Origin of the sequence: Phytohabitans kaempferiae, assembly GCF_042433955.1 — a bacterium.
Classification (GTDB): domain Bacteria; phylum Actinomycetota; class Actinomycetes; order Mycobacteriales; family Micromonosporaceae; genus Phytohabitans; species Phytohabitans kaempferiae.
The window spans coordinates 1-14370 of sequence record NZ_JBHLUH010000074.1 but is presented as its reverse complement, the minus strand read 5'-3'; the positions used below and the strand labels follow the sequence as shown (position 1 = coordinate 14370).

The window sequence follows — 14370 nt, the reverse complement described above, 5'->3', positions numbered from 1 at the left end:
GCGCGCTTCCTCGCGGCTCGCCTACGGCGCGGCGCCAGCGCGCCCCGGGGCGTCCCACAGGCGGGCGGCGGCCACGGGATCGACGGCCACCTGGCGGGCGCGGCGGAGCACGAGGTGGTCGGCGATCCGCCAGAGCGTGTCCTCCACCGCGGCGAGGTCGGCGTCGTCCAGGTCGGGGCGGCGACGCGCCAGCCGGTCCCGCTCGGTACGCACGATCCGCCCGACCCGGTCGGCGAGGTCGGCGTGCAGGCATCCATCGTCGATCGACACGCTCGCAGCGTAATACTACCTCGCGTAGTAGTCACTGCCCCCAAGGGAAGCTGGCCTCGGGGGCGCCCCCGGCCGTTCCGGCTTGCCGGATCAACGGTCGTTTACGCTGGGTACCGGCCGGTCGTGTGGGTGAAGTGGCGACCGACTTGACGAACGGAAGGTCGTCGTGGACGAGATGGACTGGGCGCTCGTGCGCGAGTTGCAGCGCGATGCCCGGCTGTCGTACAGCGAGCTCTCCCGCCGCGTGCACCTCTCCCCGCCGGCGGTCGCCGAGCGGGTGCGGCGGCTGGAGCGGACGGGCGTGGTGACCGGCTACCACGCGCACCTCGACCTGGCCAAGGCGGGCCGCCACGTGGTCGCGGTGATCCGGATGTCCTGTTACGGGGCGCGGTGTGTGCTGCGCGACCCCGGCGTGGCCGGCTGGCCCGAGGTGCTGGAGATCCACCGGGTCACCGGCGACGCGTGCTGCATCCTGAAGGTGGCGACGGGCGCCATGGAGGAGTTCGAGGCGGTCATCGACCGGCTGGCGCCGTACGGGCAGCCCTCCAGCACGATGGTCCTCTCGACGCCCCTCTCCTGGCGCCCGGTCGACCCGTGAGGCTCAGCCCTTCGCGACCAGCTCCGCGATCTGCACGGCGTTGAGCGCGGCCCCCTTGCGAAGGTTGTCGCTGGAGCAGAAGAACGAGATGCCGTGGTCGACGGTCTCGTCGGCGCGGATCCGCCCCACGTACGTCGGGTCGGCGCCCGCCGCCTGGATCGGCGTGGGCACGTCGGAAAGCTCGACGCCGGGCGCGGTGGCGAGCAGCTCGCGCGCGCGGGCGGAGCTCAGCGGCCGCGCGAAGCGGGCGTTGACCTGGAGCGAGTGGCCGGTGAAGACCGGCACGCGCACGCAGGTGCCGGAGACCTTGAGGTCGGGGATGCCGAGGATCTTGCGGCTCTCGTTGCGGAGCTTCTGCTCCTCGTCGGTCTCGTCGGATCCGTCGTCGACGATCGAGCCGGCCAGCGGCAGCACGTTGAAGGCGATCGAGCGCGCGTAGACGCGGGGCGCCGGCACCTGCACCGCCGCGCCGTCGAAGGCCAGCTCGCTGGCCCGGTCGGCGACCTTGCGCACCTGCTCGTCGAGCTCGGCGACGCCGGCCAGGCCGCTGCCGGAGACCGCCTGGTAGGTGGCGACGACCATGCTGACCAGCCCGGCCTCCGCGTGCAGCGGGCGCAGGACCGGCATCGCGGCCATCGTCGTGCAGTTGGGATTGGCGATGATGCCCTTGGGACGCTGCGCGGCAGCCTCGGGGTTGACCTCCGAGACCACCAGGGGTACCTCCGGATCCATCCGCCACGCCGAGGAGTTGTCGATCACGACCGCGCCGGCCTCGGCCACGCGGGGAGCCAGCTCCTTGGCGGTGCCCTTCCCGGCCGAGAAGAGCACGATGTCGAGCCCCCGGTAGTCGGCCGTGGCCGCGTCCTCCACCGTGACCTCGCCGTCGCCCCACGGCAGCGTGCGACCGGCCGAGCGGGCCGAGGCGAAGAGGCGGAGCCGGTCCGCGGGGAAGGCACGCTCGGCCAGCACCCGCCGCATGACGCCACCGACCTGGCCGGTGGCGCCGACAATCCCGATCTGCATGGGCGACACGCTACCCGTACCCGATATGGCCAGGAGCGACGAATTCCCAGGGTGTGGGCGGTCTTACCACGTGAGGCTCGCGTTAATGAGCCGCGAATTGTCGGACGGGTGCGGCACGATGGGGCCGTTCTGAAGGGAGCGTGATGGAAATCGCGATCGAGGCCGAGGGCCTCGTCAAGAAATACGGCTCGGTGGTGGCCCTCGACGGCTTCGACCTCGCGGTGCCGCAGGGCACGGTGATGGGGCTGCTCGGGCCCAACGGGGCCGGCAAGACCACCGCGGTGCGGGTCTTCACGACACTGCTGACGCCAGACGCGGGCTGGGCGCGGGTCGCCGGCCTCGACGTCGTCGCCGACGCCCGCGAGCTGCGCGGCAGGATCGGCGTCTCCGGGCAGTACGCGGCGGTCGACGAGCACCTCACCGGCTTCGAAAACCTCGACATGGTGGGCCGGCTCTACGGCTTCACGGCGAAGGCGAGCCGGGTGCGGGCGCGCGAGCTGCTCGAGCGGTTCGACCTGGTGGAGGCGGCCGACCGCCCGGTCAAGGGCTACTCCGGCGGCATGCGGCGCCGGCTCGACCTGGCCGGCGCGCTGGTCGCCCAGCCGCCGGTGCTCTTCCTCGACGAGCCGACCACCGGCCTCGACCCGCGCAGCCGCATCGGCATGTGGGATGTCATCTCCGAGCTCGTGGCGTCCGGCAGCACGCTGCTGCTCACCACGCAATACCTCGAGGAGGCCGACCAACTGGCCAGCAAGATCGCGGTGATCGACCACGGGCGGGTGATCGCGCTCGGCACCGCCGACGACCTGAAGAACCAGGTGGGCGGCGAGCGCCTGGAGCTGACCCTGAGCGCGCCGGCCGACCTGCGCACCGCCCGCGAGGCGCTCGCCCCGCTGGCCTCCGGCGAGATCACGAGCGACGAGCAGACCCGCCGCCTGACCGTCCCGGTGACCGGTGGCGCCTCCGCGCTGATGGAGAGCCTGCGACGGCTCGACGCCGAGGCGGTCAAGGTGCTCGACGTGGGGCTGCGGCGGCCGAGCCTCGACGACGTGTTCCTGACGCTGACCGGTCACGCCGCCGAGGAGGAGAAGGCATCATGACCACCGAGACGATGGCCAACCCGTCGCTCAAGCCCTTCCGCGACGGCATCACCGTCGCGCGGCGCAATCTCATCAAGATCAAGCGGGTACCCGACCTGCTGGTCTTCTCCACGCTGTCACCGATCATGTTCGTGCTGCTGTTCGCATACGTGTTCGGCAGCGCGATCAACGTGCCCGGCGTCTCCTACCGCGAATACCTCATGGCCGGCATCTTCACCCAGACGGTGCTCTTCGGCTCGACGCTGACCGGCTACGGTCTGGCCGAAGACATCCAGAAGGGCATCGTCGACCGCTTCCGCTCGCTCCCGATGGCCCGCTCGGCCCTCCTGGTCGGGCGCACCACCAGCGACCTGGTCAACAACGTGCTGGTCATCATCGTGATGTCGGTGACCGGCCTGATCGTGGGGTGGCGCATCCACACGTCGGTGCTGGAGGCACTCGGCGGTTTCGCGCTGCTGCTGCTGTTCGCGTACGCGTTCTCGTGGGTCTTCGCCGTCGTGGGGCTCTCGGTGCGCAGCCCCGAGGTGGTCAACAACGCCAGCTTCATCTTCATCTTCCCGCTGACGTTCATCGCCAACACGTTCGTCGGCGTGACCGACCTGCCCGGCCCGCTCAAGACCTTCGCCGAGTGGAATCCCGTGTCCGCCGTGACCCAGGCGGCCCGCGACCTGTTCGGCAACACCAACCCGCTCGTGCCTCCGCCCGACGCCTGGTCGCTGCGCCACCCCGTGATCACGAGCCTGGCGTGGGTCGTGGTGCTGCTGGCCGTCTTCGTGCCACTGGCGGTCGCCCAGTACAAGAAGGCCGCCTCCCGCTGACCCACACGTCCGCCGGCGCGACGCCTCGTGCCTCGCGCCGGCGGGCGCCTCGCGGCGGCGGCCTCCGGGACCGTCCCCGCATCGCGCGGCGACGGCCTCCGGCACCGTCCCCGGGTCGCGCGGCGACGCCTGGGCACGACAAACGCGGTCTCCCGCCGGTGACCTACCAGCGGTCGTCGGGGTGCGGTGGCCGGTGGCCCGGCCCGCGGCCCCGCCAGTCGCCGGGCGCGTAGCCGCTGTCCCCCGCCGCGTACCGGGCATCGTCCACGCCCTGACCGCCCGCGCCCCAGCCGCGTGGTGCCGAGGCGCCCCGCCCGTCACGCTGGGCCGGTGCGCGGCGTCCGCCCTGTGCGCGCCGCTCCGGCGTCGTGCGGCGCTCCGGTGTCGGCGGCGCGTAGTAGTCGTCCGGTGCGTCCGGCCCGGTCGTGGGGCGGGGTCCGGATGGCGGCCGGGGCGCGCGCGGCGCGTAGGGCTGCGGGTCCGCCGCCCGGTAGAGCCCATCGGTGACCTCGCCACGGCCCGCCGCCCGGGACGCGCCGTAGGGACGCCCGTCCGCCCGCCAGCCCTCGCCCGAAGCCCGACCACCGCCCGAAGCCCGGTCACGGCCCGCAGCCCGGTCACCGCCCGCAGTGCGGTCACCGCCGCCTACAACGCGACCGGCACCGCCCGAGGCGCGGCCGCCGGCCGCGGCGCCAGCACCACCGGCGGGCACGCTGCCGGCCGAGGCTCGGGCGTCTTCCGGCGGTCCCCAGGCGGCGGTGTCGTCAGGTGACCAGAGGCGTTCGCCGGCGGGTCGGCGTTGCGCGGGCGTCCGGCCGGCCCGCGGCGGGCGACCGGGCGCGGGCCCGCGTCTGCCCGGCGGCGGCTCGCCGCCCTCCAGCCAGTCGTCGTCACGGCCGCGGGCGCGGCGTTCGGCGAGGGCGGAGCGCCGGGCGCGCACCACCGCGCGGCGCCTGCCCGCCGAGAGCAGCATCACCAGTATCACCGCCACCACCGCGATCACCAGGCCGATCACCGCGGCCGACGACGAGCCGGGCAGGCGGTCCGAGGTGGGGTTGTCCCCCTCGCCCGCGGCGGCGGCCTCGCCTTCGGCCGGTGGGGTGGGCTTGGGGTCCAGCTCGCCGGGCTCGACCAGGCGCCCCACCGATGCCTCGGCCGGGAGCGCGAAGCCCCAGTCGAGCAGCTCGGCGGTCTGCTCGGAGGCGCGGATCGGGCGGGCCTCGGCGCCGAGCACGGCGGCGACGAGCGTACGGCCGTCGCGCTGGGCCGCGCCGACGAACGAGTGGCGGGCCAGCGTCGTGAAGCCGCTCTTGCCGCCCAGCGCGCCCGGATAGCTGTTGAGCAGGCCATTGTCGTTTTGGATCTGGAAGCCGCGCGAGTCCTTGGGGGGCTGGGGCGGGATCTTCGCGGTCTTGGTCGCCACGTACCGGCGGAAGTCGGGCAGTGCGAAGGCGGCGCGGGCGATCAGCGCCAGGTCGTACGCGCTGGTGAACTGCCCCGGCCCGTCGAGCCCCGACGGCGTGACCGCGTGGGTCTGGAGGGCGCCCAGGCGGCGGGCCTCGGCGTTCATCGCGGCGACGCCGCCGGCCTGGCCCTCGTCGCCGCCGCCGACGCGGGCGAGCACGTTGGCGGCGTCGTTGCCGGAGTCGAAGAGGAGGCCCATCCAGAGGATCTCGATCGGGTACTTGCCGCCCTCCAGCAGACCCACCGCCGAGCTGCCCGCCTCGATGTCGAGGTCTTCGCGGGTCACCTGGACGACCTGCTTGGGGTCGAGCTTGGGGATCATCGTGGCGGCGAGCAGCACCTTCTGCACGCTGGCCGGCGTCTCGTACGAGTGTGCGCCGCACGCGCCCAGCACCTGCCCGCTCTCCAGGTCGGCGACGAGCCAGGTGCTGGCGGTGAGCTTCGGCGGGGTGGCGGCGCCCTCGGGGATGGCGAGGCCGGGCGTGGCCAGCGCGTCACCGCCGACGCGGGCGTGCTCGGGGTCGAGCGCGGGCGGCTTGGGCTTCGGCGGGCGTTGCGGGGGCGGCGAGAGCTTCTGGGTCGGGCAGGGCACCACCGGCGCGGCCGCCGCACCTCGTGCCCGCACAGCCGTCCCCGGACCAGCGACCACCGCCGCCGCACCGGGCGCCGCCGCGCCTCGGGCCCGCACGACCGTCCCCGGACCAGCGACCACCGCCGCCGCACCGGGCGCCGCCGCGCGCCGGGCGCGCGCGACCGCCGAGCCCGAACCGGAGACCCCGGCCGGGGCCGCGCCGGAGACAGCCGCCACCGGACCAGGGACCGCCGCGCCGGAAACAGCCGCCGCGGCTGGGGCCGGCGCGGCCGCCGCCAGCATCGAGCCCACCAATGCCGCGACCAGACCCCGTCCATTCATCGCGATCAGGCTAGCCAAACAGCCGATCCCTCGCACCCCCGGATGTCCGGGGCACCGCGCTGAGCCACGACTCAGGCGAGCAGCGAACGCAGCTCCGCGTCCAGGTCGACGTGCCCGGCCTCGCTCCCCCTGGGCACGATCGCGAGCATGTCGGCGGCGAACCGGCACAGTGGCAGCCGCGGCAGGTCGATGCCGAGCACGTCGCGCCCGTTGCGCAGCACCACGCTCACCACCGTGCCGCCGGGCTGGACACCAACCAGCACGTCGCCCTGCCCGGCCGTGCCGGTGAGGCCGGCGATCAGGAGGTCGCGGGCGAAGACCCAGCACGACGCCGCCGTGCCGTCGGCACTCACGATCAGATGGACCGCGTACGGATCATCGGCGGCATAGCCGAGCCCGACGCTGACCCTGCCGTCCACCGTCGCCGAGTAGGCATGGCCCTCCAGGAGCTGCCATGCCGAACGCTTCGTCGCCAACCGATCCTCCTCGTCGAAGACCTTATATGTACGTTGGCAACCGCGCTTCGGTTGAAACCGAAACTCCACCTGGGCAAAGCACAGCGTGATCGGCGGCACACGCACACGGGATGGTGCCCCGGAAAGGCGGCCGAAGGTGGCAGTCTGGAGGCCATGCGGACGCGCACGGATCTTGTCGAAGACCTCATGGGCCGCTTCCCACACATCCCGCGGGAGGCCGTACTCAAGGAAGACCTGCTCCGCGGCGGGATGGCATTCGACGAGTCGGTGCTCACGGACGGCGACGACGGCGCGGTCAAGCCGAAGTCGTACTTCATCTTCTCCTTCGACCACCGCACGCTCCCCGAGCTCGGCGCCGCCGCGTTGCGCCGTCCCCCGGAGGAGGTGGTGCTCACCGGCGGGCCGTACGAGCTGCGTCGCACGGTGGTGTCGGTGCGGGTCAACCCCGACTCCCCGTACCGCGTGATGGCGGGCGAGGACGGCGTGGCGCGCCTCCACCTGGACGGGCGGCCGATCGCCGACGTGGGGCTGCCGCCGATGCCCGACTACTACCGCCACACGCTGGCAAACGGCAAGTCGGTGATGGAGGTCGCGCCGACCATCCAGTGGGGCTACCTGATCTACCTGACGGTCTTCCGGGTCTGCCAGTACTTCGGCGCCAAGGAGGAGTGCCAGTACTGCGACATCAACCACAACTGGCGGCAGCACAAAGCGGCGGGGCGGCCGTACACGGGAGTGAAGCCGGTCGACGAGGTGCTCGAAGCGCTCGAGATCATCGACCGGTACGACACGGCGGGCACCTCACACGCGTACACCCTCACCGGCGGCAGCGTGACGTCCAAGGTGGACGGACTCGCGGAGGCCGACTTCTACGGGCGCTACGCCAAGGCGATCGAGGAGCGCTTCCCGGGCCGGTGGATCGGCAAGGTGGTGGCCCAGGCCCTCCCCCGTGCCGACGTGCGACGCTTCCGCGACTACGGCATCCAGATCTACCACCCCAACTACGAGGTGTGGGACAAGCGCCTCTTCGAGCTGTACTGCCCCGGCAAGGAGCGCTACGTCGGCCGCGAGGAGTGGCACCGCCGCATCCTCGACTCGGCGGAGATCTTCGGGCCGCGCAACGTGATCCCCAACTTCGTGGCCGGCATCGAGATGGCCGAGCCGTTCGGCTTCACCACGGTCGACGAGGCGATCGCGTCGACGGGCGAGGGCCTCCAGTACTTCATGTCCCGTGGCATCCTCCCCCGCTTCACCACGTGGTGTCCGGAACCGACCACGCCGCTCGGCCGCACCAACCCGCAGGGCGCGCCGCTGGAGTACCACATCCGGCTGCTCGAGACCTACCGCGCGACGATGGAGGCCAACGGCCTCTCGACCCCGCCCGGATACGGCCCGCCCGGCGCCGGCAACGCGGTCTTCTCGGTGAGCTCGTTCATGGACACGCTGCCGGCGGACGCACCGGTGACCGCGTGAAAGCAGCCCGCGGCGTCCTGGTCTTCTCCCGCACCAACGGCTACCGGCACGACTCCATCCCGGCTGGCATCGAGGCGTTCAGGCAGCTCACGCCCGGCGTCGAGGCCACCGAGGACCCGGCCGCGCTGGAAGACCTGACCGGCGTCGACACCGTGGTCTTCCTCAACACCAACGGCGAGGTGCTCACGGACGCCGGGCGGGCGGCGCTGGAGGCGTACGTGCGGGGCGGCGGCGGCTTCCTCGGCGTGCACTCCGCGGCCGCCTCCGAGTACGGCTGGCCGTTCTACCGCGAGCTTGTCGGCGCGTGGTTCGACCGGCATCCGGCGGTGCAGCCTGCCACGGTCACGGTGTCCGATCCCGGTCATCCGGCGACCGCCCACCTGCCGCCCGCCTTCGCGTGGGTCGACGAGTGGTACGACTTCCGCTCCCGCCCCGACGCGCACGTGCTGCTGCGCGTCGACGAGTCGACGTACGAGGGCGGCGGCATGGGCGCGGAGCATCCGCTCGCCTGGTGCCACGAGCGGTTCGGCGGGCGGGCCTTCTACACGGCACTGGGGCACACGGTCGAGTCGTACGCCGAGCCCGCGTTCCGGAAACATCTCGCGAACGCCCTGAAATGGGTGAGCCGCGCCTGACCTATCCAGGCCGCGACGGCCACCGCGGGCCGGTCGCCTTCCCCGGGCCCGCCTTCAGCTGACCGGTCCGCCGGACGTGAGCGCCCGGCGAAAGGCGAGCCCCGGGCGGTTGGCCAGCAACCGCCCGGGGCGTCGGAAACAACCAGGTGCTACTCGTACGCGATCGCCTGGAGGACGTTGAGCCGCGCGGCTCGCCAGGCGGGCCAGAGGGCGGCCAGCACGCCCGCGACGACCGCGACCACCACGAAGACGATCAGGCTCGCCCACGGGATCGCGACCACCGTGAGGAAGTCGCGGTCGATGAGGGCGTACGAGAGCGCCGCGCCGAGCCCCACGCCGACGATGATGCCGAGCAGGCAGCCGAAGACGGCCATGACCACCGACTCGGTACCGACCATGCGCATCACGCCGCGCCGGTTGAGCCCCACCGCGCGCAGCAGGCCCAGCTCACGCGTACGCTCGAAGATGCTCAGCAGCAGCGTGTTGAGGATGCCGAGCAGCGCGATCAGGATCGCCACGCCGAGCAGGACGTAGATGATGCCGAGCGCGATGTCGACGAAGCCGTTGAACTGCTCCAGCAGCGCCGACCGGTCCCCCACCGTCACCAGTGGATAGTCGACCATCGCGTCCTCGATGCCGGCGACCACGGTGTCGGTGTTCGCGCCGTCGTCGAGGCTGACGTAGCCCTGGAACGCCAGCGGCCCGGCGAAGTTGGCCACCGCCGCCTTGGGCAGGATCATCGTGTCCGTCCAGATGGGAGTCGCCTCGTAGACGCCGACGAGCCGGTACTGCTCCTCGCCGCCCTTGTCGAGCTGGATCGGGAAGGTCTGGCCGACCTCCCAGCCCCGCGACTCGAACGTGTTCTCGTCGGCCACGAACTCGCCCGGCTGGAGCGTCCGCACCTCGCCCTCGACGGCCTTCATCCCGAACATGTCCCGGGCCACCGCCAGGTCGTCGACCGCGAACGTGCCGCCGAACGGCGGGGCACCGCCGTCGACCTGGGCGGCGAACGAGAAGTACATCGGCACGACCTGGTCGACCCCGGGCACCGCCGCGATCAGCGGGACCGCCTCGTCCGGGAAGCCGACCTCGCCGGGCGGACCGGCGGTCGTACTCGCCTGGATGAAGACCTCGGCGCCGACCGTGGCGTTGATGGTCTGGTCGATCGTGCGGGTGAACGACGCGCCCAGCACGCTCGCCGCGCTCACCAGCGTCACCCCGATCATCAGGGCGGCGGAGGTGACCGCCGTGCGGCGCGGGTTGCGCAGCGCGTTGCGTACGCCCAGGCGCCCGCTCATTCCCCAGCCGACCACGCGGCCGATCAGTCCGGCGAGCGGCCTGGTGAGCAGCGGCGAAATGATCATCACGCCGAGGAACGTCAGCACCGAGCCGAAGAGCAGCGGCACCAGCGAGGAGCCGACCAGGCCGAGCACGAGCAGCGCGAGACCGGGTACGACGAACACGAGCCCGGCGATCGTCAGCCCCTTGAGCGGCTTGTCCGGCCGGCTCACCTCGCGCATCGCGGCCAGCGGTGGCACCGCCGAGGCGCGGATCGCCGGTACGAACGCGGAGACGAGCGTGACCAGGATGCCCACCGTGTACGCGAGGATGATCGGCGTCGCGCTCACCGTGATGCCCGCGCCAGGTAGCTGGGCGCCGATCAGCCCGGTCAGCGCGGCGCTGCCGGCGAGCCCCAGCCCGATGCCGGCGAGCAGGCCGAGCGTGGAGCCGACGATGCCGACCAGGATCGCCTCGATCAGCACCGAGCCGGTGACCTGCCCCCAGCTCGCCCCCATCGCCCGGAAGACGGCCAGCTCCGAGGCCCGCTGGGCGACCAGGATGTTGAACGTGTTGAAGATCAGGAAGATGCCGACCAGCAGCGCCACGACCGCGAAGGGCCCGAAGAAGTACGTGGTCAGCGCGGAGAGCCCGGCCTGCACGTCGTTCGCCTGGTCCTCGTTCGCCTGGTCGCCGGTCTTCGCCTCGAAGCCGCTCGGCGCGAGCGGTGCCACCTGGTCGCGAAGCTGCTCCTGGGTGACGCCCTCGTTGGCGGCGAGGTACGCGCCGGAGAAGAGTCCTTCCTGCCCGTAGAACGTGCGCTGGGCGAAGCTCTCCTCGAAGAGCACCATCGTCTCGCCGGCCATCGAGTCGCGGTCGCCGTCGTACACCACCGTGCCGGTGATGGTGAACTCGCGGGTCTCGTTCACCTCGGGCAGGTAGACCTTGAGACGGTCGCCGGTGGCGGAGTTGGTCTGGTCGGCGGTGTACCGCGTGATCGCGACCTCGGTGTCCGCCGACGGCCAGCGGCCGTCGGCGAGCTGGACGAGCGAGAACGGGTCGTCGCCCCGGACCCCGCCACCGAGCTGGGGCGCGCCGGTCGTGGTGACCGGCTTGCCGTCCTCGCGGTCGAACGGGATCACGCCGATCGCGCTCACGTCGCCGGAGACCGCCCGCGCGCCGGGTACAGCGGCCATCGCGTCGAGCTGCGCCTGCGTGATCTTGGGGAGCGGGTCCTCGTCGGCGCCGTCGTCGGTGAGCAGCACCTGGACGTCGACGTTCTGGTTGATGCTCTGGAAGAGCCGCTCGAAGCGCGCGCCCAGCGAGTCGGTCAGCACGAACGCGCCGGAGAGGAACGACACGCCCAGCACGATCGCCACGATGGCGAGCGTGAGCCGCAGCTTGCGGGAGAAGAGGCTCTTGAGGCTGGCCCGCAGCATCAGGCGCCACCAACCGCGACGTCGAGGTTCTTCAGCTTGTCGAGCACGCCCTCGGCCGTGGGCTCCCGCATCTCGTCGACGATCTGGCCGTCGGCGAGGAAGATGACCCGGTCCGCGTACGAGGCGGCGTTGGGGTCGTGGGTCACCATCACGATCGTCTGGCCGAAGTCGCGCACCGAGTTGCGCAGGAAGCCGAGCACCTCGGCGCCGGAACGGGAGTCGAGGTTGCCGGTCGGCTCGTCCGCGAAGATCACCTCGGGGCGGGAGACGAGCGCGCGGGCGCACGCCACGCGCTGCTGCTGGCCGCCGGAGAGCTGGGTTGGCCGGTGCCCGAGCCGGTCACCGAGGCCGACCGTGGTGATCACCGTCTTGTACCAGTCGGGGTCGGGCTTGCGGCCGGCGATGGAGAGCGGCAGCAGGATGTTCTCCTCGGCGGTCAGCGTGGGCAGCAGGTTGAACTGCTGGAAGATGAAGCCCACGCGGTCGCGCCGCAGCTTGGTCAGCCCGCTGTCGCTGAGCCCGGTGATCTGCGTGTCGCCGATGAAGGTCTGTCCCCGGGTGAGCGCGTCGAGCCCGGCGAGGCAGTGCATCAGCGTGGACTTGCCCGAGCCGGAGGGGCCCATGATCGCGGTGAAGTGCCCCTTCTCCAGCTCGACGTTCACCCCGCGAAGCGCGATCACCTGGGCCTCGCCCGTGCCGTATACCTTCCACGCGTCGACCGCCCGTGCGGCGATTTCCGTGGTCGCTGTCGTCATGCAACAAACCGTAAAGCCAGGTTGGAGGCGATCCGTCCTACCTCAGGAGGGTCGCGGCATCGGTCTGAGGAAGGTGGGAGTCTCCCCCGGCGGGCGCCGCCGGGGGAGATCAAAGGAGGAGATCGCCGGCTACGCCGCCTTCGCGACGAGACCGGCCAGGAGGGGTACGGTGCTGGGCTCGTAGGGCTGCCGGCAGGAGAAGATCACGTGGTCGACGCCGGCCTCGCCGAGGCGCCCCACGGTGTCTTCGAGCTGGTCCGCGGTCGACTCCGGCGTCAGGATCGTGAGCGCGGTCTTCTCGATGTCGCCGTACGCCCGCCCCTCCCGCGCGCAGTGCTCCCGCAGCACCTCCAGCTTGTGCGGCAGCTCGGGCGTGTCGAAGAGGTTGCAGCCGTCGGCGTACCGCGCGACGAGGCGCAGCGTCTTCTTCTCCCCACCGCCCCCGACGAGGATGCGCGGATGCGGGCGGCTCACCGGCGGCGGCGAGTTGAGCGGCCGCTCAAGCTGGTAGTGCCGCCCCACGATCGGGCTCTCGTCGCCGGCGAACATCTGGTGGGCGATCCGCAGCGTCTCCTCCAGCCGCTCGAAGCGCTCGGCCACCGGCGGGAACGGGATGCCGAGGCCGGCCGACTCGTCCGCGTTCCAGGCGGCGCCGACGCCGAACCAGGCCCGCCCGCCGGAGAGCACGTCGAGCGTGGTGACCGTCTTGACGAGCACGCCGGGATGCCGGTAGACCGCACCGGTGACCATGGTGCCCAGCGTGATCCGCTCGGTGAGCGCGGCCGCGTACGCCAGGGCCGTGTAGCCCTCCAGCATCGGCTCCTCGGGCGCGCCGACACCGCGGATCTGGAAGAAGTGGTCCATCACCCAGAGGCTGGCGATGCCCGCCTGGTCGGCGTCGCGGGCGACCTGGGCGAAAGTCGGGGCGATCTGGCTCTGATCGCCGGGGTAGGTGAAGCTGGGAATTTGGATTCCAATACGCACTCGCCCCAACCTACCCCTCGTCGCCCGCCTCGAAGGCGCCACCGCGACCGCGTTCCTTCCGCCGCCGGCGTGCCTCGCCTCCGTCGCCATAACGTGGCATCCCCTTGCCCCGCGGCGGCGGGCGCCCGCAGACTCGCGCCGTGCCGATCCCCGGACACGCGGCGAGCGCACTCGACTGGTTGCTCTTCGAACAGGCGGGCGTCGTCACCGCCGCCCACGCAGCCGCGCTGCTGGGACGCGCCCGGGTCCGTGGCCTCCTCGCTTCCGGCCGCTGGCGGCGCGTGTGCCGCGGCGTGCTGGTCTCCCACAACGGTCCGCTGACGGCCGGGCAGGCGCTTTGGGTCGCGGTGCTCGCCACCCATCCCTCCGGCGCACCGGGTCACGGCGCGCTGCTCGCCGGGCTCACCGCGGCGTGCGAAGGTGGCCTGCGCTGGAGCCGACCCGGCCCGCTGTACGTCCTGGTGCCGGCCGGTCATCCCTACCCCGACCTGCGCCGGCGCCTGCCGCTCGACATGCCCGCCGTGGTGGTGCACCGCACGTCGGTCCTGCCCGGCGACCATGTGCGGGCCGGCCGTCCCCCGCGTACGGCGATGCCGCGCTCGATCGTGGACGCGGCGCAGTGGGCCCGCACGGACGACGCGGCCCGTACCGTCGTGGCGGCTGCCTGCCAGCAGCGCCGGGTCGCCCCGGAGGAGCTGCGTGCGGTGCTGTCCGTGATGCCCCGGGCCCGGCGCCGCGCACTCGTGCTGGAGACGGCTGACCTCGCCGCGGGCGGCGCGACCGCGCTGTCCGAAATCGACTTCCTACGGCTCTGCCGGCGGCACCGGTTGCCCGCGCCCGACCTGCAGGAGCGGCGCCTCGACGGCGACGGGCGCAGCCGCTATCTGGACGCGTACTGGCGGGAGCAGCGCGTACACGTCGAGGTGGACGGCGCCCATCACATGGACGCCGGGCAGTGGGAGGCGGACATGCGCCGGCAGAACGAGATCTGGATTCGGGGCGACCGCGTGCTCCGCTACTCGGCATGGCAGGTCCGCCACCAACCCGACTACGTGGTCGCGCAGCTTCGTGCCGCGCTGGGCCTCAGGATCTAGTCCCTGTCGCCTCTGGCGGGCGGCCCGTTCCGGGCTGAAAATCGGTGTTG

12 protein-coding genes and 1 pseudogene are annotated in these 14370 nt (G+C 72.4%); 6 read left to right on the top strand and 7 right to left on the bottom strand.

The features are described 5' to 3' along the window. Window positions 1–21: 21 nt before the first annotated feature. Window positions 22–270: a hypothetical protein gene (locus ACFFIA_RS34135; protein WP_377259189.1), complete on the bottom strand. Its 249-nt coding sequence runs from the start codon at window positions 268–270 to the stop codon at window positions 22–24. Between the two features lie 166 nt (window positions 271–436). Between ACFFIA_RS34135 and ACFFIA_RS34130 the strand changes: the two genes are divergently transcribed. Beyond that, window positions 437–868 carry an Lrp/AsnC family transcriptional regulator gene (locus ACFFIA_RS34130; protein ID WP_377259186.1) on the top strand — a complete coding sequence of 144 codons (432 nt, stop codon included), beginning with the start codon at window positions 437–439 and terminating at the stop codon, window positions 866–868. Between the two features lie 3 nt (window positions 869–871). Here ACFFIA_RS34130 and ACFFIA_RS34125 read toward each other — a convergent pair whose 3' ends face one another. Next, window positions 872–1891: an aspartate-semialdehyde dehydrogenase gene (locus tag ACFFIA_RS34125; protein WP_377259183.1), complete on the bottom strand. Its 1020-nt coding sequence runs from the start codon at window positions 1889–1891 to the stop codon at window positions 872–874. A gap of 143 nt (window positions 1892–2034) precedes the next feature. Here ACFFIA_RS34125 and ACFFIA_RS34120 point away from each other — a divergent pair, with 143 nt between their 5' ends. Beyond that, window positions 2035–2991 carry an ATP-binding cassette domain-containing protein gene (locus tag ACFFIA_RS34120; RefSeq protein WP_377259180.1) on the top strand — a complete coding sequence of 319 codons (957 nt, stop codon included), beginning with the start codon at window positions 2035–2037 and terminating at the stop codon, window positions 2989–2991. After that, entirely contained in the window at window positions 2988–3809 is an 822-nt protein-coding gene (locus ACFFIA_RS34115; RefSeq protein ID WP_377259177.1) for an ABC transporter permease, read from the top strand. Before ACFFIA_RS34120 ends, ACFFIA_RS34115 begins: the two co-directional genes overlap by 4 nt. A 931-nt stretch (window positions 3810–4740) precedes the next feature. Here the strand turns inward: ACFFIA_RS34115 and ACFFIA_RS34110 are convergent. Both ACFFIA_RS34110 and ACFFIA_RS34105 read right to left on the bottom strand, forming a co-directional pair. After that, window positions 4741–5961 (bottom strand): annotated as a pseudogene (locus ACFFIA_RS34110) (D-alanyl-D-alanine carboxypeptidase family protein); the annotation flags it as partial. Between the two features lie 296 nt (window positions 5962–6257). Then, a complete protein-coding gene (locus ACFFIA_RS34105) occupies window positions 6258–6662 on the bottom strand; it encodes an SsgA family sporulation/cell division regulator (RefSeq protein WP_377259174.1) in 405 nt (134 codons plus the stop codon). A 153-nt stretch (window positions 6663–6815) separates the two neighbouring features. Here ACFFIA_RS34105 and ACFFIA_RS34100 point away from each other — a divergent pair, with 153 nt between their 5' ends. Next, window positions 6816–8135 carry a radical SAM protein gene (locus tag ACFFIA_RS34100; protein ID WP_377259172.1) on the top strand — a complete coding sequence of 440 codons (1320 nt, stop codon included), beginning with the start codon at window positions 6816–6818 and terminating at the stop codon, window positions 8133–8135. Then, window positions 8132–8770 carry a ThuA domain-containing protein gene (locus ACFFIA_RS34095; protein ID WP_377259169.1) on the top strand — a complete coding sequence of 213 codons (639 nt, stop codon included), beginning with the start codon at window positions 8132–8134 and terminating at the stop codon, window positions 8768–8770. Before ACFFIA_RS34100 ends, ACFFIA_RS34095 begins: the two co-directional genes overlap by 4 nt. Window positions 8771–8919: 149 nt before the next feature. On the opposite strand, the gene ACFFIA_RS34090 is transcribed toward ACFFIA_RS34095, so the two are convergent. The 3 genes from ACFFIA_RS34090 to ACFFIA_RS34080 form a co-directional block, all read right to left on the bottom strand. Further along, a complete protein-coding gene (locus ACFFIA_RS34090; protein ID WP_377259166.1) occupies window positions 8920–11487 on the bottom strand; it encodes an ABC transporter permease in 2568 nt (855 codons plus the stop codon). Further along, window positions 11487–12242 carry an ABC transporter ATP-binding protein gene (locus tag ACFFIA_RS34085; RefSeq protein ID WP_377259163.1) on the bottom strand — a complete coding sequence of 252 codons (756 nt, stop codon included), beginning with the start codon at window positions 12240–12242 and terminating at the stop codon, window positions 11487–11489. Before ACFFIA_RS34085 ends, ACFFIA_RS34090 begins: the two co-directional genes overlap by 1 nt. 129 nt (window positions 12243–12371) lie before the next feature. Further along, window positions 12372–13226 (bottom strand): LLM class F420-dependent oxidoreductase, encoded by an 855-nt coding sequence (locus tag ACFFIA_RS34080; RefSeq protein WP_377259160.1) that lies wholly within the window; start codon window positions 13224–13226, stop codon window positions 12372–12374. 140 nt (window positions 13227–13366) lie between these two features. On the opposite strand from ACFFIA_RS34080, the gene ACFFIA_RS34075 reads away from it, so the two are divergent. After that, window positions 13367–14320 carry an endonuclease domain-containing protein gene (locus ACFFIA_RS34075; RefSeq protein WP_377259157.1) on the top strand — a complete coding sequence of 318 codons (954 nt, stop codon included), beginning with the start codon at window positions 13367–13369 and terminating at the stop codon, window positions 14318–14320. Window positions 14321–14370 lie beyond the last annotated feature (50 nt).